A 22995-nucleotide genomic window follows, 5' to 3' on the forward strand; every position below is an offset into this window, starting at 1 on the left:
TTTCTGGAGATGTCTATTGGACAAGTAGTAAATATACACAGTATTTTGTCTGCTTGTCGTCCAGTTTGATCGTTGATACAAAAAAAGAAAAATCAGAAGTGTAGAGAAAGCCGTTTAAATGGCGGAGTTTTGCTTTCCAGTCTCTTTAAGTTTCTCGAATCCAAAATGCCAATCCTCCACCACGACCGCGAGCTGCAATGAAATCTTCGGTGACTGAAAAGAAGCCAAAGAAGGCTAGTTTAGCTATGGGCTGGTTGTAGAAATCTTCTGTTTTAACTTTACCAAAATGGATTGGTCTATTGTAAACAACACGACCAAACAGACTGATAAGCATGTGGTTAAAGTCAAACGCCAATAAATTTTTCTGACTTGAATATTGCACTGGCCCCGTGAGCTTTAACAAAACTGGGCCATATTCAACCTGATTAACAATTTCGCCTCTGCCTAAATCCTGTTCCAAAGTGGCATTAAAGGAAACATAGACTCTTATAAAATTCGGTACATAGAAACCCTTGCCTAATACAATTCCCCCGCGCTCTCTGACTTTCTTAGTGCCAGTAACAAAGGAAAGTTGCCATTTACCTAAAAGAGACTCAAAAGGATAGCTTAACCGTTGCTGCTTGGCAGATTTTTCTGCTTGTAGCAACGCATTTACTAATATTTCAGCACTAGGGCGTGTGCCTTTCTGTCCTCGATACGCAACCGTAGCATCGCATAGCACGGTAACAAAGTCAAATGTCGCTGTAGATGTCAAATCAGCTGTCATGAAGGCACTCTAGATTTAACTATTTCTTGGCTTTTCTGATAGATTGTACCGTTATCGGGAGTCGGGAAGAAGTATTTTCATCGTTAATTGTAAGATTTTATCGGGATTGAAACCCAAAAACTATCACCCTCTCGTTCGTGGGCTGCTGCCGAATTGGACTAAGCTGTTCCACATTTAACTTGCATCATTGGAGCGGGCTGTCCGGCGCACCAGACAAGAGTTAGGTTTAATTCGGTTATGCTTTCTTAGATGTTTTTCAGCTTATAAGCAGCAGCCCCTAGATGGATATTTTGATGCAGAACATGGGAACAAGATCATGTCATGTCACCTTGACAGGGCTAATACTGCCTTCCCTACGAAAATACAGTGCGTCTAGACTAATGACCAAATTCTGTGACAATGGTTAACAATAAACCGGAATACTGAATCTAAATTACTCATGAGCCAGAGTTATCAAAACAGCCCTTTGCCACGCCAACCCGTTCAATCATCTTTCCATTGGTTATACGCTTTCTGGAAATTCTCTCGCCCTCACACGATTATTGGTACAAGTCTGAGTGTTTTAGGTTTATATTTAATTGCCATTGCCATTAGTAATCGTACTGATTCACCACTCGCCACTTCCCACTCCCTACTCTCTCTCTTAGGCGCATGGATTGCTTGTTTGTGTGGGAATGTCTACATTGTGGGGCTAAATCAATTAGAAGATGTTGATATTGACAAGATTAATAAGCCTCATTTACCGTTGGCATCAGGTGAGTTTTCCCGACAGACGGGGCAATTAATTGTTGCTTTGACTGGGATTTTAGCGCTAGTTGTGGCGTGGCTAACTGGGCCATTCTTATTGGGCATGGTAGCAATTAGTTTGGTCATTGGTACTGCTTATTCTTTACCGCCAATTCGCCTGAAACAGTTTCCATTTTGGGCAGCGCTATGTATTTTTTCGGTGCGCGGTACGATTGTTAATTTAGGATTGTATTTGCATTATAGTTGGGTGCTGAAACAAAGCCAAGGAATTCCGCCCGTGGTGTGGGCGTTGACATTATTTATCTTGGTGTTTACCTTTGCGATCGCTATCTTTAAAGATATACCAGATATGGAAGGCGATCGCCTCTATAATATCTCTACTTTCACTATCAAACTCGGTTCCCAAGCTGTGTTTAATCTGGCTCTTTGGGTGATAACTGTCTGCTATTTGGGAATAATTCTAGTTGGTGTGCTACGTGTTGCCTCAGTTAACCCGATATTTCTGGTAATTGCTCATTTAGGGCTGCTAGTTTGGATGTGGTTGCGGAGTTTGGCAGTAGACTTACAAGATAAAAGTGCGATCGCTCAATTCTACCAATTTATCTGGAAACTCTTTTTTATGGAATATCTGATTTTTCCTATCGCCTGCTTTTTGGCTTAGACAATGCTAGAAACCTTTCCCACTAGTTCTATTATCCCTGCTTTTGTAGTTGTTCTGAGTCTGTCAATCCTGGGCTATTTCGCTTGGAAAACTTTAATTACCTCAGACTTGTTTCAAAAAGGAATCAATCTCGCTCAAGCAAAAGATTACCAAGGCGCAGAAACAGCGTTTCGGAAGGTGATTTCCCTCAACTCTACTAATGATGTGGTGCGCTTGTTTTTGGGAGATGTTTTAAACCAGCAAGGCCAAGTAGAGGAAGCAACAGAATTATTCCGGGAAGTGATTCGCCGCAGTCCGAAAAATCCTGATGCTTACTTGCGTCTGGCAAATATTCTCATGCAGCAAAAGCGAGAAGAGGAAGCTAAAACTAACCTGCTACAAGCTAAAGATTTATTACAAAAACAGCGCCAACCTGAAAAAGCTAAAAAAATCACTCAACTTTTAGATAAAATGAGTGCTAAGTCAAGTGAATCTTAAGTTAAGTGAGAATTGCGGAGATTAAATTTTCTTGTTCCGTCTCCTAATTTTTTTACCATTCCCATCATGGTGGTGAGAATGGTTTTTATTTTGGAATTTATCAATGTCTGCCGGAATTATGTCCGTGTTTTTATGATGGCAATTAGCCCAACTCGATATTACATATAAACCAAGCAGATAAGGTAATAAAAATGCGGAAAAACAAGAATGTACTGGTAGCAGCTATTATCTGGTTGTGTTTGAGTAATGCTAGTAGTGCTTTTGGTAAAGATGTTGGCATTGTTTTATCAAAAATTGGTGACTTTGCACAGCCGGTAATTCCTCAGAAGAAAAACGCAGTTGCTCACTTCGAGCAAGGAACCAATCTTTACAAACAAGGAGATTTAAAAGGAGCCGAGGCGGCTTTTAGAAAAGCAATTGAACTGCAACCGAACTTTACACAAGCTTATATTGCTTTGGCAAATACTCTTGACGATCAAGACAAACCACAAGAAGCGATCGCTCTTTACAAAAAAGCCATTAGCCTCGATCCTAAAGACCCTGGAGCATACTTTAATTTGGGTTTGACTTTAGCAAGACTGAATCAGTTAGAAGCGGCGATCGCCCAATATAAGCAAGCCCTCAGCCTTGAACCTAACTATGCAGACGCTCACTATAACTTCGGAAATGCTCTGTACGCTCAAGGCAAGCTAACAGAAGCAGTCACCGAATATACAGCAGCTATTCGCCTCAAACCCAGTTATGCCCCAACTTACGCCCGTTTGGGAAATGCTCTGTACGATCAAGGTAAGTTAGCAGAAGCAGTTACACAGTACAAAAAATCCATTAGCTTTGACCCCAACTATGCAGACGCTCACTATTACTTAGGGAACGCCTTGTACGCTCAACGAAAGCCAGCAGAAGCAGTCGCTGAATATACAGTAGCCATTCGCCTCGAGCCGAAAAATCCAGCAAGTTATAATGCTTTGGGAAATGCTTTTTACGCTCAAGGCAAACTAGAAGAAGCGATCGCACATTACAAAAAAGCCATTAGCTTCGCTCCCAATTATGCAGACGCTCATTATAATTTAGCAAGCGCTTTTTACGCTCAAGGAAAGCTAGCACAAGCAATCGCTGACTATACCGAAGCGATTCGCCTTGATCCCAAACATGCACAAGCTTACGCAGGTTTGGGAAATGCGATGGACGATCAAGGTAAACCTCAAGAAGCGATCGCACATTACAAAAAAGCCATTAGCCTCGTACCAAATGATGCATTGACTTACTATAATTTGGGAATCACTTTGGGAAGGCAACAACAGCCACAAGAAGCGATCGTTAATCTCAAAAAAGCCAGAGAGTTATTCCAATCTGCCGAAAACAAGGAGATGGTTGAGCAAGTTGATCAGCTAATCCAAAAAATTAATCCGCAAACGAATTAAATAAAGGGCATGGGGCATGGGGCATGGGGCATGGGGTATTGGGAAAGAAGCAGGGGGAGAATGAGATACAGAGTAAGTGAATTTATTTATGGGAATTGTAATGAGTGAATTTTGAATTTTGAATTCGGAGCGAAGTGACGTGACTCAAGAAAGGGGCAAAGTCTACCTCGTAGGTGCTGGGCCTGGAGATGTGGCATACCTGACAGTAAAAGCTTACAATCTCTTAGCTGCTGCTCAGGTGTTAGTCTACGATGCCCTGGTAGATGCTCAATTATTGCAGTGCGTACCACCTGATTGCCTGAAGTTGGATGTCGGGAAACGCGGTGGTAAACCCAGTACAACGCAAAGTGAGATTAACAAGTTACTGGTAAAGCATTGCCAGCAAGGAAAACAAGTTGTACGGCTTAAATCAGGCGATCCGTTAATTTTTGGGCGTTGCACTTCCGAAATTGAGGCATTGAAAGCATCTGGTTGTGATTTTGAACTAGTACCAGGAATTTCCTCAGCCCTTGCAGCACCTTTGTTGGCAGGAATTCCCCTGACAGATCCGGTTTTGAGTCGCACTTTTGCAGTGCTTACAGCTCATGAACCAGAGCTTTTAGACTGGGAGGCACTGTCACGCTTAGATACACTGGTAATTTTGATGGGGGGGCAACATCTGCCAGAGATTGTACATGAACTGCTGCGACACAGGCGATCGCACTTAACACCAATTGCGATCATCCGTTGGGCAGGAACTCCTGATCAACAAATTTGGATAGCGCAACTGGGTGATATTCTGGAACAAACCACCGAATTATCCCTTTCTCCATCGGTAATTGTGATTGGCGAAGTTGTTGGGTTACGCAAGTACTTACAACCTGAGAATATATATTTAGACGAAATTATCAGGCATTCGCAGGCGGAACCTGCGAACGAGAGTATTTCCACACCCCAACCTATGTTAAGTAACTTTCCCCCATCTACCTCATCTACCTCATCCCCCTCATCTCCTCTTCCCCTGACTGGCAAAACAATCCTGGTGACACGTTCAGTCGGACAGTCGAGCCAATTTAGCGATCGCCTCATCGCATCAGGTGCAACAGTCATCGAAATGCCTACTTTAGAAATCGCCCCGCCCTCCAGCTGGGAAGCTTTAGATAATGCGATCGCTCATTTATCTGACTTCGACTGGTTAATTCTCACTTCTACCAATGGGATAGACTACTTTTTTGAAAGGCTAATCGCCCAAGGTAAAGATACCCGTGCCTTAGCAGGTGTCAAAATTGCCGTTGTTGGCGAGAAAACAGCCTATAGTCTCAAACAACACTCTCTCCAAGCAGATTTTATTCCTCCCAACTATGTTGCCGATTCTTTAGTGGAAAATTTTCCAGATAAACTGGATGATAAAAAGCTTTTATTTCCCAGAGTTGAAAGCGGCGGAAGAGAAGTTTTGGTTAAGGAATTAACTGCCAAGGGAGCAAAGGTGATAGAAGTTGCCACATATCAATCTTGTTGTCCTAGTGGTATTCCACCTGTAGCAGAGTTAGCTCTCCAAAATCGCAAGGTAAATGTGATTACCTTTGCCAGTTCTAAAACTGTGCAATTTTTCTGTCAACTTACTGACAAAATATGTGCTAACAACTCTGATGCTAGCCAATTCTTAGAAGGAGTTTGTATTGCCTCTATCGGCCCTCAAACCTCCAAAACTTGTCATGCTTTATTCGGGCGTGTGGATGTAGAAGCTCAAGAATATACTTTAGATGGTTTAACCCAAGCACTGATAACATGGGCGATAAATTCTTAGATGAGAGAGATTAAAAACAAATGACAAATGACAAATGACAAATGACAAAACGCATAATCGGCTTAACCGGAGGTATTGCCACAGGCAAAACCACTGTCACCAATTATTTAGCTAGCGTTTATAACCTGCCTATTTTGGATGCAGATATTTATGCTAGAGAGGCAGTATCTTTAGGTTCGCCTATTCTGGGTGCGATCGCTCAACGTTACGGCGAACAAATTTTACTAGCAGATGGTAGCCTCAACCGTCAAAAGCTAGGCGAAATTATCTTTAATCGTCAAGATGAACGCAATTGGATAGAGAATTTGATTCATCCTGATGTGCGCGATCGCTTCCTCAAAGCAATTGCCCAATCCTCCTCACAAACACTGGTGTTAGTAGTGCCTCTATTATTTGAAGCAGGAATGACTGATTTGGTTACAGAAATCTGGGTAGTAGGTTGTTCCCAAGAGCAACAGCTACAAAGATTGATACAACGAAACCATTTAAATAGAGAACAGGCACGAGCTAGGATCAACAGCCAATTATCTATCGAACAAAAAGCGGCTCATGCAGATGTCATTTTAGATAACTCCTCCACCCTAGAAGTATTACTAGAGCAGATAGATGTAGCTCTAAAAACCACAAACAGGGACTAGATCGTATTTAGTTGAAAAATATACCTAGACGACATTATTAATACATAAAATATTTATAAATTAATATTATCTAGTTCAGCGAATAATACTCTTATCTGACCAAATATTCTGCAATAATTCGGTGATTTTACAGTTGAAGGTGCGGTTAATCGTACTGTAAATTTAAGTGAATAGTAAAGTGAAGTGAATAGTAAAGCTGTTAAGCTAAAAAACATCTAATTTGCAGAACCCAATTAAAGATAACTCTTGTGGAGTAGTTCGGAGAGCCCGCCCTAATTATACAAGTTAGCAGCTAGCTGATCACCTCTCGTGTTGTATGAGATATTCAAGATTGAAGGTAATCAAGTAATCAATAGTATTAGTAACAGTGATTTTTCCTTGATACATATAGCATCATTAATGACATCAATGGTTGATTTCACATCAGATAAAATTTAGTAGAAGTTAAATATTAATATCTTATAATTATGTTTTAAAAGACTGACTTTCGACTCTTAGTTCGATTTTTAAATTGTTGTTAAGTGCCTTCTCTTCAATCAGAACGGGTATGAATTTAAGTTTTAGTTTTTTGAATAAAATAGCTCTAGTTAGCTCTCCAGCAACCGAATTAAAAAAGAAGCATAAAATACACGATTACAGCCAACAACTTTGGGGAAGCGACTATGTATTTGAGCGTCTTAATGAAGGAACAATCGGGTATATGACTGGAATAGGGAAAAGCATAAAACCCGGCGAGCGCATTATTTTACGACAAGGCTCTGAATCTTATCAATATCAAGTTGAAGAAATTGATTACTACTCCGATCCATCTAATATGTGGATAGCTTTACTCAAGCAAGTACCGATTGACTAAATATTAAAGTTAACAAATTCGGTGGGTTTAAGTCAAGAGCTTCATAAAGTGAGCTACTTTCTTTAATTGGATAAAGTCGAACTAATCTGTCGAAGAAACTCAATATTCAAATCTAGCTTTTTTCCTAACCATAGAGAATGAACCGCGTGGTCTGCCACAGCATCGCCTGTCTCAGGATGGACGAGAATATCCAATCCCTCACGATTAAGCATTAACCAAGGAAGGACTTTATCAAATTGATTTGGTAAGAAAGCAACTTGATACATCGCTTTTGGGTGGGGCCCGATGGGCTTGTCAAACCAGCGTCCGAGTTGCACGTCAAACCTAGCGCCCAATCCTTCACGTACACGTGCAGCTACATCCCGACTCGCGGTATCGAAGTAAACATGAGCGTGAAAACCAGTGATCTCGATAGTATCTTCTTTCATAAATCTACTTTTCGCTCTCAACTCTAATTTGGCTAGCCCCAGTTTTTCTTTCTCACTCAAAAAACAAAGCAACTCTACTCTAGCGTGAGTTATTTAAAAAAACTGGAGCTACCGATTTGGCTGGATTTGTCTAGCGTTTATAGCGATTGCTAACCAAATAATTTTTGAAGAATAATTCACAAGCTAAAATTCCGAATCAAGGGAATTATGAATTTTGAATTTGGAGCGTAGCCCTTCTCTAAGCAAGCTACTTGCAGCGTCTGGTAGAGAAACGACGTGACGGCGATCGCTCCTTTTGCTGAAATAATCTAAATTTCGTAGTACCAAATTTCTTCTTCTCGGAGTACAATTCGATGCAGGGAGAGACGATTAATCAAGCCCTCTTGCTCAAACTGCCCAAGAACACGAGTGATGGTAACACGAGTTGAGCCGAGCATTTCCGCCAAGTCTTCATGAGTTAGACGCATATCTATTAAACGTCCCTTCTCAACTTCCGAACCAAACTTTTTGGATAACCATGCCAACAGCTTGATGAGCATAGTATCCACTTTTTTATGGCTACGAATGATCATCAATTCTTGAGCCTGTTGGATATGGGCAAGCAAAGTTTCTGTTAGTTGAGTCCATTCCTCTAAAGGTAAAACTGCCGCTTCCACTTTAGTTAAGCATTCCATCTGATAAGGTTCTAATTTTGACAAAGCCTTACCAACGACATCTCCAGGGCCCCACAATCCCAGAGCGACAGTTGTACCATCTTCCAGATAGGTAAAAGTCATGACAAAACCCGTTTCAATCTTCCAAAGTCCGTTTTTATGCTCAGGCAGAAATGACCTACGGGCAAAAATATGCTTAGTATTATTACTAGTTGTGGTAGGTAAGCTTGTGTACAAAAACACCATATTTTATAACACTATTCTCCGATAAATTAACCGTAGTATTATATTTATATCAGGTTCTAGGAGCCTATGGGTACTTTAAAGAGGGGAGTGGGGAGTGGGGATTGGGGAGTTAGGAGTTAGGAGTGGGGAGTAAGAATTTTAGATTTTGGATTAAAGAATTGAAATTTAATCCAAAATCTAAAATCCCTTCTCCCAAGGGGAGACGCTACGCGAACGGGTTGGTGCAGTCACTCATGGGGGAAACCCCCAAGACCGCGCTGCTTCACCAAAATCCAAAATTGAATTGCCCCATTCTCTAAATTCCCGCACCATCAAGAAAATCTTCAATTATCCCATCAGAATTTTTGCTCTTAGGGTTGTCGGTTGGTTCGTCGCCAAGCTCAGTTGGAGACAAACTTGATTGATCTTGCAACTGCTCGAACTGTTTCTCTAGAGACTTGACGCGTTCAAATAAAGCGCGAATTACTTCAGCTTCTACGTCGCGTACTTTATCATGATCCAGAACATTTGTAGCCGAGTTGTTCTGACGAGTCACGCGCCCTGGAATCCCAACTACAGTAGTATTACTGGGCACATCTCGCAACACGACAGAACCGGCTCCAATACGAACGCGATCGCCAATTTGAATATTTCCCAATACCTTCGCACCCGCACCCACAACTACATGAGAGCCTAAAGTAGGATGGCGTTTGCCGCTTTCTTTCCCAGTCCCGCCAAGGGTGACACCTTGATAAATTAGGGCATAGTCGCCCACGATCGCTGTCTCACCAATTACAACTCCCATACCGTGGTCTATAAAAACTCCCTGGCCAATTAATGCGCCAGGATGGATTTCAATCCCAGTGAAAAAACGACTAGTATGAGAGATAAAACGAGGTATAAACGGAATTCCCATTTTATGCAGCCAGTGTGCCAGTCGATGAAACACTAGGGCCTGAAGTCCAGGGTAACAGAACAATACTTCTAGCCAGTTACGGGCTGCTGGGTCACGCTCAAAAATGGTTCGCAAATCAGTTATTAGCATACTCTGTTGAGATTTTCGTTGGTAGTGAGGCTCTGAAAACAGAAACTCAGGAGAATTCACACAAAAAGATCAAGTCATTGATGGGAATTGTGTAAGATAATAATCTACGGTAAGTCGATAGAGTAAAGTGTTTTAGTTGGTAGTAAGTGGGATGCTATCACATTCCACACTTGGAAAAAATTAATTTCGCATAAACTGCGAGAAGTCTCTCAATTCACCGTAGTATTATATTGAGTACAGTCTTGAATAGCCAAAACTACGCTCTCTTGGATCTGTCTTCCAAAGTGGAATACGCGCTGCTGGCACTCTTAGAACTGGCAAGCCACCACGGGAAAAAACTTCCTCTAACTATGAGCGAGATCACCGCCAAGCAACCCATACCTGAGCGCTATCTGGAACAAATTTTGACCAACCTCCGGCGTGCTGGTGTGGTGCAGAGTCAACGCGGCTCTAAAGGAGGTTTCGTTTTAGTTCGTGAACCTTGGCAGATTACAATACTTGAAATTGTCACTTTGGTCGAAGGCGAGCGGAAAGAGAAAGATACTTCTGACTCTCCGACTCTGGAAAAGACTCTGATTTATGAAGTTTGGGAGCAAGCTAATACTGCCTCAATTGAAGTTTTGGGTCGCTATACACTCCAAGACTTGTGCCAGGAAAGAGAAACTCGCGCACAGCAGAGTCCGATGTATTATATTTAGACACGACGGAGTACCCACATGCGGATAGCGAAAGATATCACAGAGTTAATCGGACGAACTCCTTTAGTTCAATTAAACAAGATTCCTCAAGCATCGGGAGCGGTTGCTCAGATTGTGGTGAAGCTAGAAAGCATGAATCCAGCTTCTTCTGTGAAAGACAGGATTGGCGCGAGTATGGTGGAAGCGGCGGAAGAAGCTGGCTTGATTCACCCCGGAAAAACCATTTTAGTAGAGCCGACTTCTGGAAATACAGGAATTGCGCTGGCAATGGTGGCGGCCGCTAAGGGTTATCATCTTATTCTAACGATGCCTGACACAATGAGCCAGGAAAGACGATTGATGCTCAGAGCTTATGGCGCTCAACTAGAGTTAACGCCAGGGGTAGAAGGGATGCGAGGAGCGATCGGTCGTGCAGAGCAGATTTTAGCTCAAACGCCCAATGCTTATATGTTGCAGCAGTTCCGCAACCCCGCAAACCCGAAAGTTCACGCTCAAACCACAGCAGAAGAAATTTGGAATGATACTGATGGAGAGGTAGATATTCTGGTGGCGGGAGTGGGTACTGGTGGGACAATTACGGGAGTTGCAGAAGTTATTAAAGGACGGAAGCCGAGTTTTCAAGCGATCGCAGTTGAACCAAGCAACAGCCCGGTATTAGTAGGTGGTAAATCGGGGCCTCATAAAATTCAGGGTATCGGCGCGGGATTTATCCCAGCAATTTACCGTCCAGAAGTGGTAGATGAAGTGATTCAGGTAGCGGATGAGGAAGCGATCGCTTACAGCCGTCGCCTAGCAAAAGAAGAAGGATTGCTATCCGGGATTTCTACTGGCGCTGCTTTATACGCGGCTATTCAAGTGGCACAGCGACCAGAAAATGCCGGTCGCCTAATCGTCATGATCCAACCTAGCTTCGGCGAACGCTACCTCAGTACCTCACTGTTCAAAGACCCAGAGGAGAATGAGTGGTTGAGTAAAGTTTGATTCCATATACCAATTTTGGATTTTAGATTTTTGATCTAAATCAAAAATCTAAAATTGGCTTTGTTATCTACTAGAATTTTCGCCAATTTCATCGGCACTTTCATGATTTTTCACCAAAATTACCAAACAGACACAACTAGCAGCTAGCTTTATTAAGCTCAAAGCTTCACTTTTTAATACAATAAAAGCGCCTAATCCGATCAAAACAAAAGGCACAAGATTATTAACGTAGCGAGTCAATACATCAGCGATGACTCTATTGTTAGTTAATTTGTATGCAGCGTAGCACCAAACTCCTAACAAGAGATAAAATAATCCGATAATTACCACAAAAGTCTCTAAGTTGCTGCTAGCAAATAAAGGCACGTAGACACTAATATTATCGCTACCATTGGCAATTGTAACGGCTGCCACACTATAAGCTTGGGGAGAAAAAAAACTAGTAATTGTTGATGCTTCAGCTTCTTCGGTTACACCTATAACTTCTTTTGATGAATCTTCTTCCCAATTCACTAAACTACTGATACCTATGGACATTGGTAGTAAACCGAGTAATCCAATCCAGCTTTTTGATAAAACTAACCCACCAAATAAACCAGGAAGACTAAGGATTAACAGAACCGTAAAGCCTAGAAACTGACCAGCAACTATATGGCGGGGGCGAAATTGAGCATTTATTTGAGAAAAAAACAACAATAGAATGACAATATCATCAATGTTAGTGGCAATGAACGCGATCGCGCCTGTAGTAATTGCAGTAAATAACTCGTTCATATTTTAAGATAAACATAGACATGCTTTTACGTATTAGGGAGCATCCTACACTGCGGTCAGCCACTTTGTCTGACGCAATTCGTTCAAAAACTTATTTTCACTAATTCATTAAGCAAGGCATTAAAAGTCAAAACTATACGATTAATATTTGATTTCTGAAAAAGCTCGGTATAACTCGAAAAGCCTAATTCCTTATTCCCTATTCCCTACTCCCCACTCCCCGCCTACGTAGATAATTTCAAAAATCAAATACGATTCCTATACATTACTTTACTCACAATTAAATTGTATACATAGTGTATACAATTTAATTGTGGTAATTCTCGTTTCAAGTCAAACTACTGTAGGAGAAAGAGCTGTCTGCAAAGATAAAATTCTCACAGCCAGTTGTCGAAAGGGTAATAGACTTTCCATTATTGTTGAAGGTAATGTTGGCAGGGTTTAGACTATTGCCAGAAATAACACCAGATACACTAACTTCAGAACGCTTGAAAGCGCTCACATCAAGGGTGTCAAAACCATTCCCGCCATCAACAATTGCAGATCCGAACCCTTTGAAGTAGTCATCCCCAGTCCCTAATTCAAAGCGGATACCGCCACCAATAGTGACTTTCTGTTGAACTTTATCGATATTACTAGTGGCGGTAACTTTGTCATTCCCATCACCAGTCTTGATGATTCCTTGCCCATAAATACCATAGGCAGTACCACCAATTGTGGTTGTTGCTTCTCCGGTGAGGATGTCATGGCCATTACCAGTATCAATGATGCCGTCATTGAAGATGCCATAGGCTAGGATGTTTGCTTCCAAGCTGTTTGCAGAACCCTTAATCGTGTCAGTATTTTCACCCGTAGTAATAATTGCTTTTTTAATATTCTGGATGCCGATGCTGCTTTTGCTCCGCCCTGTGATGATGGTGGCGTCTTCGATGTTCTTGTTCTGACTATCAATGCTAGTAGTGCTGATCCTTTCTGTGGTGGGGATGGTGTCTTCTTGAATGACCTGGACAAATCCAACATCAATATATTTAGGTATAGGGGAAATTATATATTTGCCTCTGCTGCCAGCAGTACCAGTGCCGATGAGCGTATCTTCTCCTTTGCCAGTAGTTAGTTTATCACTGTTACTAATGCCAATTCCAGCACCGCCGTAGCCGCTTTCGCCTGTGATCCTGTAATTACTAGTAGTGCCCTCGGCGGAACCTTCGCCACCAATACCACCAGTCCCAGTGCCAGTGATAGTGTCATTTCCGTCCCCTGCATCAAAACTGCCACTGTTGCTGATGCCGGTTCCAGTATCGCCAGTACCGCCACCAGTACCACCAGTACCACCAGTACCAGTAATACTGTCGTTTGCTGAAAATGTACTAATCACACCTGGATTTAAAATATCAATACCAATCGCCACAGATGCATTTAACTCTTCTCCGACTAAAGTATCGATACCGGAAGTACCGATGAAATTAGGTGGAACCGTAAGTCTAGGCATTGACAAAATCCTCTCTATCGAAATAATTACTTTGTAATTTTAAAACTTAGTTGTGCCAGAAGGTTAAAATAATTCGTAATTGATAATGACGTTAGCGAGTCTGCAAAAGTCATTACGAATTACGAATTAGTAATTAGTTAATTTGGTATGGTGATAAGTCGTAGGTTCTAAAAATCCAGCATGAGTAAGCTAGGGACAACCTTCAGTGAAGGAATAATTGCCTTCATAGCCACTAACATAGATGACATTATTATCTTGTTAATATTTTTCTCACAGGTAAATGTTAATTTTCGGCGGCGGCATATCTTACTCGGTCAATATCTAGGTTTTGCAGCCATTATCATCGCTAGCTTACCAGGATTTTTTGGTGGCTTGGTCGTACAGCGAGAATGGATAGGATTGCTAGGACTGCTACCAATAGCAATTGGTATTCAGCAATTAGTATTTAGAAAAGAAGAAACTATAACAGTTCAGACAGTCAGCAGTGATTTTAGGCAGTCCACATCTACTAACCCCGTATTGTCTTTTATTTTGAGTATTTTGCATCCCCAAACCTATAAAGTAGCAGCAGTAACGATCGCTAATGGTGGTGACAATATTAGTATATATATTCCTTTATTCGCTGGTCATGATCTTGCCAGCTTGGGAGTAATTCTAAGTATATTTTTTGTCATGGTCGGGGTTTGGTGTGCGATCGCTTATTTTTTAAGCCGTCAACCTACCATTGCTGATATTTTAAGTCGCTACGGTCAAGCTGTCGTACCTTTTGTGTTAATTGGCTTGGGTCTGTTCATTATGTATGAACGAGGTACATTTACTCTACTACCTTGGGTGAGAAGTTAATCAATGTTGAATGCTGGATTTAGGGTTGAAAATCTCAAATTGCTCACACTTGATTAACTAATTTCCAACTTACCATCATCAAAATGGCGTAAATGATAAACCGTAGTGGGCGTTGCGGAGCTACCTGGCAGATTTTAGCGCCTAGTAACACCCCTGGCACAGAGCCTAGCCAGATAGGCAGTACCAAACTCCAATCAACTGTTCCCAGGCTGAGATGACCGAGGGCTGTAAACACTAGTAAAATTGCTGCATGTGAAATATCAGTACCCACTAACTTGCGTGCATCAAGGCGGAAAAACCCAATCAGCACTAGGGCAAACATTGAACCTGAAGAGACACTAGTTAGACCAACCAAACAGCCTAAAATTCCTCCCAAAGTGATTGTTAGGAAGCGACCAAAATTAGTTTCTAAGTCGAACTTTGGCAGTTCGGGTAAATTAAACTTGGGCAAAAAAGTCAATAACAACAATTGCACTAGTGCTAACACTGTGACTAACAAAATCATCCCGCCAAGCAAACGGAGCAAGATATTATCCAGGTTATACTCACCTGTACGTTTAATGAAGTGCAAAATCCCCACCCCGAACAGTGAGCCTGGAACACTCCCGAATGCCAGCCATTTGACAACTTCTGTGTCAAGGGTTTTCTGTTCCCAATGCTTAACGCTACCAACAATCTTCATCAATGTGGCAGCCACAACATCAGAACTCACTGCGATGGAAGGCGGAACCTGAAAAACAAAAATCAACATTGGGGTGATGAGAGAGGCGCCGCCAATTCCTGTCAAACCAACGATGATGCCAACAAAAAAGCTTAAGAGCGGTAGTAATAAATAGTGCATACTCTTGTGGGGGTTTCAACAATCAGTTATCAGCTATCAGTTATCAGAGTTCTGTTGAGCCTCCCACTTCTATAAGTGAGCAGCGTCGGTTAGGCTTTAAATCCCCAAACGAAGCCTTGATAACTGTTCACTGACTTAACTACGAACAGCTAGAACCGAAAATTAGCTAAAGCTTCACTGCTAGAGAACAGCAGCCAAACTATAGCCCAGTGGTAGACGGAGCTAGTTATGGCAAGTTATTGTGTTTCTCAAGGGATGAGTGACACAAAGGTTATCCAGCTAAAGGTTAGGGCAGAGGATTCCTGGATAACTTAAAACCTGTATAGAAGTTTTTGTCAGCATGACAACTAGCATTTAGCTGAAACAGGCTTTGATAACTACTTATGGGTCAGTTGCTCTGCTAAACTCAATTTCTAACTGGTTTTTTTGCGGTTTTACATGTAAAAGCACGTAAGGCGATGCACTTACCGTATTTTACTTGTAAGCATGATCAAACGTCCAGCGTATTCGCATTGTATATCGCTAAATTCTCTGGATAATACACCGCAGGCGGTTAAATTTCTGAGGACTGGTTGCTAAAAAAATTACCCTGAAGTTAATAACCATAGGGATAATTCAAAATCTTATAGAAAAGATATATATATCGCGTCTTTACATCTGGATTCATACTGCAATTGGGCAACACTGTGAAACCGATTACAATAATCAAGGTCAAATCCGATTCCCTAGTCTAAATCCAATACGCTTGGGTTAAGGCTTAACTCTTTGTCAAAGTCAATTTTAACGAACCGCGTTCGCGTAGCGTTTCGTAGAGAAGAAAGAGAAGGAAGAAATGCTTAACTGAACTGTATTGAGTCTAAATCTTGTTTGGTAAAGGTCAAATCGCCAAAATTGCTGTTGAAATTTCTGCTGATGCCAAAATCCTCATTATTTACGGTGGGGGTAGCATCAAAACTAACGGCCTCGACCAGGTGAAGTCTGCGTTGGCTTGCTTTACCGCGCAAGCAATTATAACTAACCTTATTGAAAGAAAAGCTAATAATTTGTATTCAATAATTAATTCAAATATGTTAGACATCTGGTGAAATTAAATATGCGTTATCTAGAACTCTTGTAGAGACGCGAAATTTCGCGTACATTCTTTTTCGGAGATGTCTATTGACTGTGAGGAATTGATCATGATAGTATTAATCAGACCATTCGGTCGGAAATAAATTCATGTCCAAAGGCGAAGAAACAAAAAGCAGAATTCTCTACCAAGCAGCCGAACTGTTTAACCAACAGGGTTATGCAGGCTCATCGATGTCAGATATCATGCGTGTCACTGGATTGCAGAAAGGAGGAATTTACAATCACTTCCAAAGTAAAGATGATCTGGCGCTACAGGCTTTTGACTTTGCGATCGCTCGCATCAAACAGCATACTAGATTTGCATTACGAAGTAAACGCCACGCAGTTGAACGCCTGCAAGCAATCATTAGCGTATTTAGTAGCTTCGCAGAAAATCCACCGATTAAGGGAGGGTGTCCACTGCTGAATACTGCTGTGGAAAGTGATGATGCTCATCCGGCGTTGCGGGAACGTGCTCAACAGGCGATGAACTCTTGGCTGTATCTGATTCGTCGAATTATTGAAACGGGAATTAAAAAGGGTGAAATTCGCCCACAAGTGAGTGCTGATGAAATCGCTACCATCATAATTGCAACGCTGGAAGGAGCGATAATGATGAGCAAGCTTTATGGAGATTCAATTCACATGGATAGGGTAATTAATCACCTGAATCAATACTTGGAAACTCACCTTGAGAAATAATGCTAGTAAATAATAACTTGTATAGACCATTAGAAGTAATATTAGCAATTCCTGTAAGAACATACGACATTGATTTTATGGGAATCGTGAGTAATATTGTGTATATCAGATGGCTAGAGGATTTGCGTTTAAAGTTTTTAGATGAACATTGTCAACTCAATCAGCAAATTGAGCAAGGATATACACCGATTGTAGCGGGAACGCAAATTGAATATAAATGTCCGATAAAGATTATTGATCAAGTGATTGGACGTTTATGGCTGAGTAATTTAGGACGATTGAAGTGGACTGTGCAGGCTGAAATTTTAGCTAACAATGAGTTAGCAGCAGTGGCTACACAAAAAGGTACTTTTATTAGTTTACACAATGGTCGTCCCGTTAAAATTCCAGAAGAATTGCAAAAGAAATATTTCCAGTGTCAGCAAGTGACTCAGGAAATTTGAATTTGATAAAAGCTGAAATTTTTTAAGTATTTTCAAACCGAATGGTTTTATTTATTAAGGATTTAGATGCTGAAATTTTACTACAATCCGCTCTCACAAAATGCTCGTCGTGTGTGGCTCACCTTACTGGAAAAGGAGATTCCCTTTGAATCAGTTTTGATAAATTTGGATGGCGATCAATTACAACCAGAGTTTTTGACAATTAACCCCTTTTCTCACATTCCGGTTGTGGTGGATGAGGGTTTTCGAGTTGTAGAATCACTGGCAATTATGGACTATTTAGAAAGTAAATATCCTACACCTGTAATGCTACCTTCTGAGCCTCAGGCGTTAGCAAAGGTGAGGATGGTGAAATTAGTCACTGCTAATGAATTATTTCCACAAGTAATTTCACTAATTTATGAAAGCGAAGATTCACCGCAAGCTGTACAAGCAAAGCAGCATATAGATAAGGTATTGAAATTTTTTACACAAATGCTTGGCAATGGCAGTTTTTTTGGTAGTCAGCAATTAACTTTAGCAGATATCGTTGCGGGAATAGCTGTACTTTCATTACCTAATTTAGGTGTTAATCTCAGTGATTACCACAGGCTAAATGAATGGTCTGAGCGCTTGATGCAACGTCCAGCATGGCAGAAAACCAAATTGAGCAGTGAAGAATTTGAAGCGTTTAAAGGGCGAGTTAGAGCTTTAGTGAGGTTGCGTAGGAATAAAGCCAATAAGAACAAATAACAAGTGATTAGCGAGTCTATGCGTGTTGAGGTGGGATATCAAGAAGTAATTGCGATCGCTAACGAATCAAGTACACTCTATAGCAATCTCTAAAATTGGTATCACCATTGAAGTTGTCATATCTTTAAGAACATGAAAAGGGAGGAAAATTTATCCTCATCACTCCTTATAAGCTACTCCTTACAACAATTTACTTAGCATCAGTCAATATCTTTTTGATATCTTCTAGCTGCACCACTCCTGAAAAAGTCGGACTATTAATTACAAAGAAAGGTGTACCAGGAATACCCAATTTCTCAGCTAGCTGGATATCTTTCTTAATTGCAGGAGTGGCAAGAGTCAGGTCGCGTTTAAACTTACCTAAATCAAGATTCAGTTTTTTAGCAATATCTAAATATAACGCTTCACTTAGCTGCTTTTGATTAGTAAATAGCGCATCATGATATTCCCAAAATTTGCCTTGCTGATATGCAGCCCAAGCCGCTGTTGCAGCTGGCAATGCTTCAGCATGAATTGAAGCCAGAGGTAAATTCTTGTAAACTAATCTTACTTTATCTGGATACTTTGCTAACAATTCTTGCAAGGTTTTATGCGCCTCAGCACAATAGGGACATTGAAAATCTGAAAATTCTATTAGCACAGTTTTTGATTTAGTTGAACCTGTGGTGGGAGACTCACCAATCACTGTTTGAGGATTATTCTTAAAATCCTCTAAAAATGCTTGCTGTGCTTGTTTGACTTTCTGTTGTTGTTGCTGCTGATAAGCTTGAACAGACTCAATAAGTATCTCTGGGTGTTCCCGGATAATTTGTAATACTTGCTGTTCCAACTGCGGATCAATGGTGCTGTTAGCTTGTGCAGGAAATGACCAGGTGACAACCAAACATAGCAGACCTATAGCTTTCCAAGTACGCAGATACTTAGATAAGGGACTAAACGAATCAAAAAATATACCCATATAAAAACTCTTAATAATTCAAAATTGACACATTAAAGACATTTACATTCGGCGAGTCTTCGCCCGTCTGTAGCTTGCTTCCCGCAGGGGAACTGAACAGACATAAGGATCTTAAACACTTATAATTTACGATAAATATTTTTTTTAACTCATAGATGCACAGTCGGTTCGACCTAATAGTACGCTTCAATTTAAAATACCCTAATTTTAATTATCGGGATTCTATAGATCACTTTTTACTTGTTAAAAAGATCCAGCAATCATCCCAGCAAGTAAAATAAAACCAATCCACACGTTTTGCCGAAACATTTTACCATAAATAGGATTAGGTAAGTCTCGCTGTCTTAATCGCAGAGACTGCCAAACCCATCCGATAGTAGCAACTGCAAGGCTAATCCAGAAAGCTAAGTGCAGATGGATAAGTACACCTAACCAAGCCAATAACAAGATTGTGCCAGCAAAGAAAATTCCAATAGCTACAGGAGCATAATCACCAAAGAATAAGGCGCTAGAATTAACACCAATGCGCTGATCATCTTCCTTGTCGCTCATAGCATAAACTGTATCAAATCCCAATGTCCACAATACAGTCGCGCCCCAAAGTAACCAAGTTGGTTGAGAAATTGTTTGTGTGACTGCACTCCAGCTAATCAATACGCCAAAACCCCAAGCGATGGAAAGCACTAGTTGCGGTACGGGAAACACCCGCTTTGCACCTGGATAAAGCAGAATTACAGGCACTGCTGCCACACATAACCAAAAACTCAGGGGGTTAAGATAAAAGGCCAGGACTCCTGCACATGCTAGGGATACGATCGCGACTACAATCCCAACTTTCACAGACAGGGCGCGAGAAGCGAGGGGGCGATCGCGTGTTCTCTCCACTTGTGGATCAATATCCCGATCCCACAAATCATTGACAACACACCCAGCCGCACTCGTAGCTAGAGTACCCAATATAATCACACCAACCAGAGGTAAAGGCGGTTTCCCAGAAGCTGCCAAAAATACAGCCCAAAGGGCAGGAATCATTAAAATTAACCGTCCTTCTGGTTTATGCCAGCGCAAAAGCCGGATAATTACAAGCCAAACTGGTGACTGGGGGCGTTCTGGCGTCCTTAACATAGTATTCATTGGGCATTGGGCATTGGGCATTGGGCATTGGGTATTGGGTATTGGGCATTCGGAATTAGTTATTTCTCCCATGCCCTATGCGCCATGCCCCATGCCCTAATTTACACATCTTTACATCTATAGAATAACGTTATTTGCTATTTGTAAAAACATAACCTAAAATGGCAACTTTAAATATCTTTAAATAGTCACTAGGTTAGAAACAGTAGGGTGAATATACTTAGCTCAATTACCTTTGACCAAAGATGAAGAGTGCTGAGTATTTTTTAATTTATTTAGCAGTCAGCCTGAGCAAGTATGTTGCAATAAATATCAGTACCAGCTACCCCGACATACCACCGTTTGCCATCATTTCTTATAAAGAGAGAAAACTAGATGCTGAGTTTAGTAGCTTCGGCTAGCTGGGAGAGTGTTCCAACTCAACCACTTAAGCAAGATCGGATTATTGCTGCCATTGACCTGGGAACAAATTCTCTACACATGGTAGTAGTCAAGATTGACCCCACACTACCTGCTTTCAGCATTATCGCCAGAGAAAAAGAAACTGTGAGACTAGGCGATCGCAATTTAACTACAGGAGAACTCAAACCAGAGATAATTAAAAAGGCGATCGCTACTTTAGGACGCTTCCAAGAAGTTGCTAAAACTATCAACGCTGAAACGATCATTGCTGTGGCAACTAGTGCTGTGCGGGAAGCCCCCAATGGTAAAGATTTTTTGCAGAGAATAGAAACGGAGTTGGGTTTAAGCGTTGACTTGATTTCTGGTCAGGAAGAAGCGCGACGAATCTACCTTGGCGTGCTGTCGGGGATGGAATTTAACAACCAACCTCACATGATTGTTGATATTGGCGGTGGTTCCACAGAGTTAATTTTGGGTGATAGTAACGAACCGCGTACTCTCACCAGTACCAAAGTTGGTGCAGTCCGACTTACTAGCGAGTTAATCACCACTGACCCGATCAGCAACACGCAGTTTCAGCACCTACAAGCCTATGCACGCGGTATGTTAGAACGTTCCGTGGATGAGGTACTAGCAAACCTCGAACTTGCGGAATCTCCGCGTTTGGTGGGTACGGCTGGCACAATTGAAACCCTGGCGATGATTCATGCACGGGAAAAGTCAGGTGTTATTCCTTCCACTCTCAATGGCTACGAGTTTAGTCTTAAAGACTTGCGAGAGTTGGTAAATCGCTTGCGGAAACTGAGTAACTCCGAAACGGCTGCCATACCTGGGATGCCAGATAAGCGGGCGGAAGTTATACTGGCTGGTGCAGTAATATTACAGGAAGCAATGACCCTCTTGGGTAGTGAATCGGTCACAGTTTGTGAGCGTTCTTTGAGGGAAGGCGTAATCGTAGACTGGATGTTAACCCACGGTTTAATTGAAGATAAGCTGCGCTACCAAAGTTCAGTTCGGGAACGCAATGTTCTAAAACTCGCTAATAAATACCACGTCAACTTAGAATATAGTGATCGCGTCGCAATATTTGCCCAGAGTTTATTTGATCAAACTCAAGGTACTCTACACCACTGGGGAGCCGATGAGCGACAACTGCTGTGGGCAGCTGCAATATTACACAATTGCGGTCATTATATTAGCCATTCGTCTCACCACAAGCACTCTTATTATCTAATTCGCAATGGGGAATTACTCGGTTATACAGAAACCGAGATTGAAATCATTGCCAATTTAGCGCGTTATCATCGCAAATCGCCGCCCAAGAAAAAACATGAAGATTACCAAAATTTGCTGACTAAACACCAGCGACAAATGGTCAGTCAATTGAGTGCAATTTTAAGATTGGCAGTGGCATTGGATAGACGACAAATTGGTGCGATCGCTCAAGTGCAATGTGAATATTATCCCCAATTCCAGCAGGTAAACTTGCTAATTTTTCCATCTCAATCTGATAATGATTGTGCTTTAGAACTCTGGAGTTTAGATTATAAAAAAGGAGTGTTTGAGGAAGAATTTGATGTAAAATTAGTAGCGAATTTAGAAAATTCTAGCGTTACTAGCTTCTCCTAAAAACTAGTAGTTAGGGTGCGTTAATGCTGTGTAACGCACCTGCTAAATCAAGTATAAGCGTACATATATGCGCTACTACAAATTATCTCTAATTTAAGCATATGCTTTCAAATTTCCAGTTAAATTCTCATATATAAACTTTTTCATCCTACTTAAGGATGAATTAATAAACTATCCAAAGAAGTAGTTTAAAAATACAAATTAGAATTAGAATTAGAGTATAGTTAATAGTCTATTTGATGTAGGTTATGTTGCTATTGGATATCTAAGCTGGGAAAACTTAGATATCCTTATATAAAATTTCACTAAAGCAAGGATGATCCGCAATTTGACGAGATGCTGGCATATAGATAAGCTGGTCGCAGTCAAATTGACTTGGAGAATGAGACAAAGTGAGTGTTGTGTGGATATTAGATACACATCACTTATCTTTTCAATTAGCACTTAATTATTGATTAATGTTATTTTAAATATTAAACTTGAAAGATAAGAATATTAATAATATATAGGACTCCTATTTGATTTCTGAACAAGACTAAGAGAGAATACGGAGAGGTTT

The 22995-nt window shown here is 41.1% G+C and carries 22 protein-coding genes and 1 pseudogene; 14 read left to right on the plus strand and 9 right to left on the minus strand.

What is annotated here, in order from left to right; genetic code table 11:
• Positions 1-145 precede the first annotated feature (145 nt).
• On the minus strand, positions 146-766 hold the full coding sequence (locus tag PUQ00_RS21160; RefSeq protein WP_300420369.1) for a hypothetical protein: 621 nt from the start codon (positions 764-766) through the stop codon (positions 146-148).
• Positions 767-1205: 439 nt separating this feature from the next.
• On the opposite strand from PUQ00_RS21160, the gene PUQ00_RS21165 reads away from it, so the two are divergent.
• The 6 genes from PUQ00_RS21165 (at position 1206) to PUQ00_RS21190 (ending at position 7349) form a co-directional block, all read left to right on the plus strand.
• On the plus strand, positions 1206-2174 hold the full coding sequence (locus PUQ00_RS21165) for a homogentisate phytyltransferase (protein ID WP_300420372.1): 969 nt from the start codon (positions 1206-1208) through the stop codon (positions 2172-2174).
• A 3-nt stretch (positions 2175-2177) separates the two neighbouring features.
• Positions 2178-2651 carry a tetratricopeptide repeat protein gene (locus tag PUQ00_RS21170; RefSeq protein WP_300420374.1) on the plus strand — a complete coding sequence of 158 codons (474 nt, stop codon included), beginning with the start codon at positions 2178-2180 and terminating at the stop codon, positions 2649-2651.
• Positions 2652-2842: 191 nt separating this feature from the next.
• A complete protein-coding gene (locus tag PUQ00_RS21175) occupies positions 2843-4072 on the plus strand; it encodes a tetratricopeptide repeat protein (RefSeq protein ID WP_300420377.1) in 1230 nt (409 codons plus the stop codon).
• Between the two features lie 139 nt (positions 4073-4211).
• Complete coding sequence (cobA, locus tag PUQ00_RS21180) at positions 4212-5858, plus strand: uroporphyrinogen-III C-methyltransferase (protein WP_300420380.1); 1647 nt, start codon at positions 4212-4214, stop codon at positions 5856-5858.
• Positions 5859-5899: 41 nt separating this feature from the next.
• On the plus strand, positions 5900-6496 hold the full coding sequence (gene coaE, locus PUQ00_RS21185; RefSeq protein WP_300420383.1) for a dephospho-CoA kinase: 597 nt from the start codon (positions 5900-5902) through the stop codon (positions 6494-6496).
• A gap of 547 nt (positions 6497-7043) precedes the next feature.
• Positions 7044-7349: a hypothetical protein gene (locus tag PUQ00_RS21190; protein WP_300420385.1), complete on the plus strand. Its 306-nt coding sequence runs from the start codon at positions 7044-7046 to the stop codon at positions 7347-7349.
• A 62-nt stretch (positions 7350-7411) separates the two neighbouring features.
• Here the strand turns inward: PUQ00_RS21190 and PUQ00_RS21195 are convergent, their stop codons facing one another.
• The 3 genes from PUQ00_RS21195 to cysE form a co-directional block, all read right to left on the minus strand.
• Positions 7412-7777: a DOPA 4,5-dioxygenase family protein gene (locus PUQ00_RS21195; RefSeq protein WP_300420387.1), complete on the minus strand. Its 366-nt coding sequence runs from the start codon at positions 7775-7777 to the stop codon at positions 7412-7414.
• Positions 7778-8085: 308 nt separating this feature from the next.
• Positions 8086-8676 (minus strand): Crp/Fnr family transcriptional regulator, encoded by a 591-nt coding sequence (locus PUQ00_RS21200; protein ID WP_300420388.1) that lies wholly within the window; start codon positions 8674-8676, stop codon positions 8086-8088.
• Positions 8677-8971: 295 nt separating this feature from the next.
• Positions 8972-9700 (minus strand): serine O-acetyltransferase, encoded by a 729-nt coding sequence (gene cysE, locus PUQ00_RS21205; RefSeq protein ID WP_300420389.1) that lies wholly within the window; start codon positions 9698-9700, stop codon positions 8972-8974.
• Positions 9701-9942: 242 nt separating this feature from the next.
• On the opposite strand from cysE, the gene PUQ00_RS21210 reads away from it, so the two are divergent.
• Both PUQ00_RS21210 and cysK read left to right on the plus strand, forming a co-directional pair.
• On the plus strand, positions 9943-10398 hold the full coding sequence (locus PUQ00_RS21210) for an Rrf2 family transcriptional regulator (RefSeq protein ID WP_300420392.1): 456 nt from the start codon (positions 9943-9945) through the stop codon (positions 10396-10398).
• 18 nt (positions 10399-10416) lie between these two features.
• Positions 10417-11379 (plus strand): cysteine synthase A, encoded by a 963-nt coding sequence (gene cysK, locus PUQ00_RS21215; protein ID WP_300420395.1) that lies wholly within the window; start codon positions 10417-10419, stop codon positions 11377-11379.
• A gap of 63 nt (positions 11380-11442) precedes the next feature.
• On the opposite strand, the gene PUQ00_RS21220 is transcribed toward cysK, so the two are convergent.
• A complete protein-coding gene (locus PUQ00_RS21220; protein ID WP_300420397.1) occupies positions 11443-12153 on the minus strand; it encodes a cadmium resistance transporter in 711 nt (236 codons plus the stop codon).
• Between the two features lie 328 nt (positions 12154-12481).
• Entirely contained in the window at positions 12482-13642 is a 1161-nt protein-coding gene (locus PUQ00_RS21225; RefSeq protein WP_300420399.1) for a hypothetical protein, read from the minus strand.
• A 180-nt stretch (positions 13643-13822) separates the two neighbouring features.
• Between PUQ00_RS21225 and PUQ00_RS21230 the strand changes: the two genes are divergently transcribed.
• On the plus strand, positions 13823-14485 hold the full coding sequence (locus PUQ00_RS21230) for a cadmium resistance transporter (RefSeq protein WP_300420401.1): 663 nt from the start codon (positions 13823-13825) through the stop codon (positions 14483-14485).
• A 43-nt stretch (positions 14486-14528) separates the two neighbouring features.
• Here the strand turns inward: PUQ00_RS21230 and PUQ00_RS21235 are convergent, their stop codons facing one another.
• On the minus strand, positions 14529-15326 hold the full coding sequence (locus tag PUQ00_RS21235; protein WP_300420403.1) for a sulfite exporter TauE/SafE family protein: 798 nt from the start codon (positions 15324-15326) through the stop codon (positions 14529-14531).
• 860 nt (positions 15327-16186) lie between these two features.
• On the opposite strand from PUQ00_RS21235, the pseudogene PUQ00_RS21240 reads away from it, so the two are divergent.
• The 4 genes and pseudogenes from PUQ00_RS21240 to PUQ00_RS21255 form a co-directional block, all read left to right on the plus strand.
• A pseudogene (locus PUQ00_RS21240) lies at positions 16187-16315 on the plus strand (NADH-dependent alcohol dehydrogenase); the annotation flags it as partial.
• A gap of 229 nt (positions 16316-16544) precedes the next feature.
• On the plus strand, positions 16545-17138 hold the full coding sequence (locus tag PUQ00_RS21245; RefSeq protein WP_300420406.1) for a TetR/AcrR family transcriptional regulator: 594 nt from the start codon (positions 16545-16547) through the stop codon (positions 17136-17138).
• Positions 17138-17581, plus strand: coding sequence for a thioesterase family protein (locus tag PUQ00_RS21250; protein WP_300420408.1), 444 nt, complete (start codon positions 17138-17140; stop codon positions 17579-17581). Before PUQ00_RS21245 ends, PUQ00_RS21250 begins: the two co-directional genes overlap by 1 nt.
• Before the next feature lie 66 nt (positions 17582-17647).
• The gene (locus tag PUQ00_RS21255) at positions 17648-18313 is read left to right on the plus strand and encodes a glutathione S-transferase family protein (RefSeq protein ID WP_300420410.1); all 666 of its coding nucleotides are present in this window, start codon (positions 17648-17650) and stop codon (positions 18311-18313) included.
• A gap of 190 nt (positions 18314-18503) precedes the next feature.
• Here PUQ00_RS21255 and PUQ00_RS21260 read toward each other — a convergent pair whose 3' ends face one another.
• Together PUQ00_RS21260 and PUQ00_RS21265 are read right to left on the minus strand one after the other, a co-directional pair.
• A complete protein-coding gene (locus PUQ00_RS21260; RefSeq protein WP_300420413.1) occupies positions 18504-19271 on the minus strand; it encodes a thioredoxin domain-containing protein in 768 nt (255 codons plus the stop codon).
• 243 nt (positions 19272-19514) lie between these two features.
• On the minus strand, positions 19515-20396 hold the full coding sequence (locus PUQ00_RS21265; protein ID WP_300420418.1) for a 4-hydroxybenzoate solanesyltransferase: 882 nt from the start codon (positions 20394-20396) through the stop codon (positions 19515-19517).
• Between the two features lie 384 nt (positions 20397-20780).
• Between PUQ00_RS21265 and PUQ00_RS21270 the strand changes: the two genes are divergently transcribed.
• On the plus strand, positions 20781-22436 hold the full coding sequence (locus PUQ00_RS21270) for a Ppx/GppA phosphatase family protein (protein ID WP_300420416.1): 1656 nt from the start codon (positions 20781-20783) through the stop codon (positions 22434-22436).
• The last annotated feature ends 559 nt before the right edge of the window (positions 22437-22995 follow it).

The sequence above is a fragment of the Nostoc sp. S13 genome (assembly GCF_029379315.1).
GTDB lineage: Bacteria > Cyanobacteriota > Cyanobacteriia > Cyanobacteriales > Nostocaceae > Nostoc.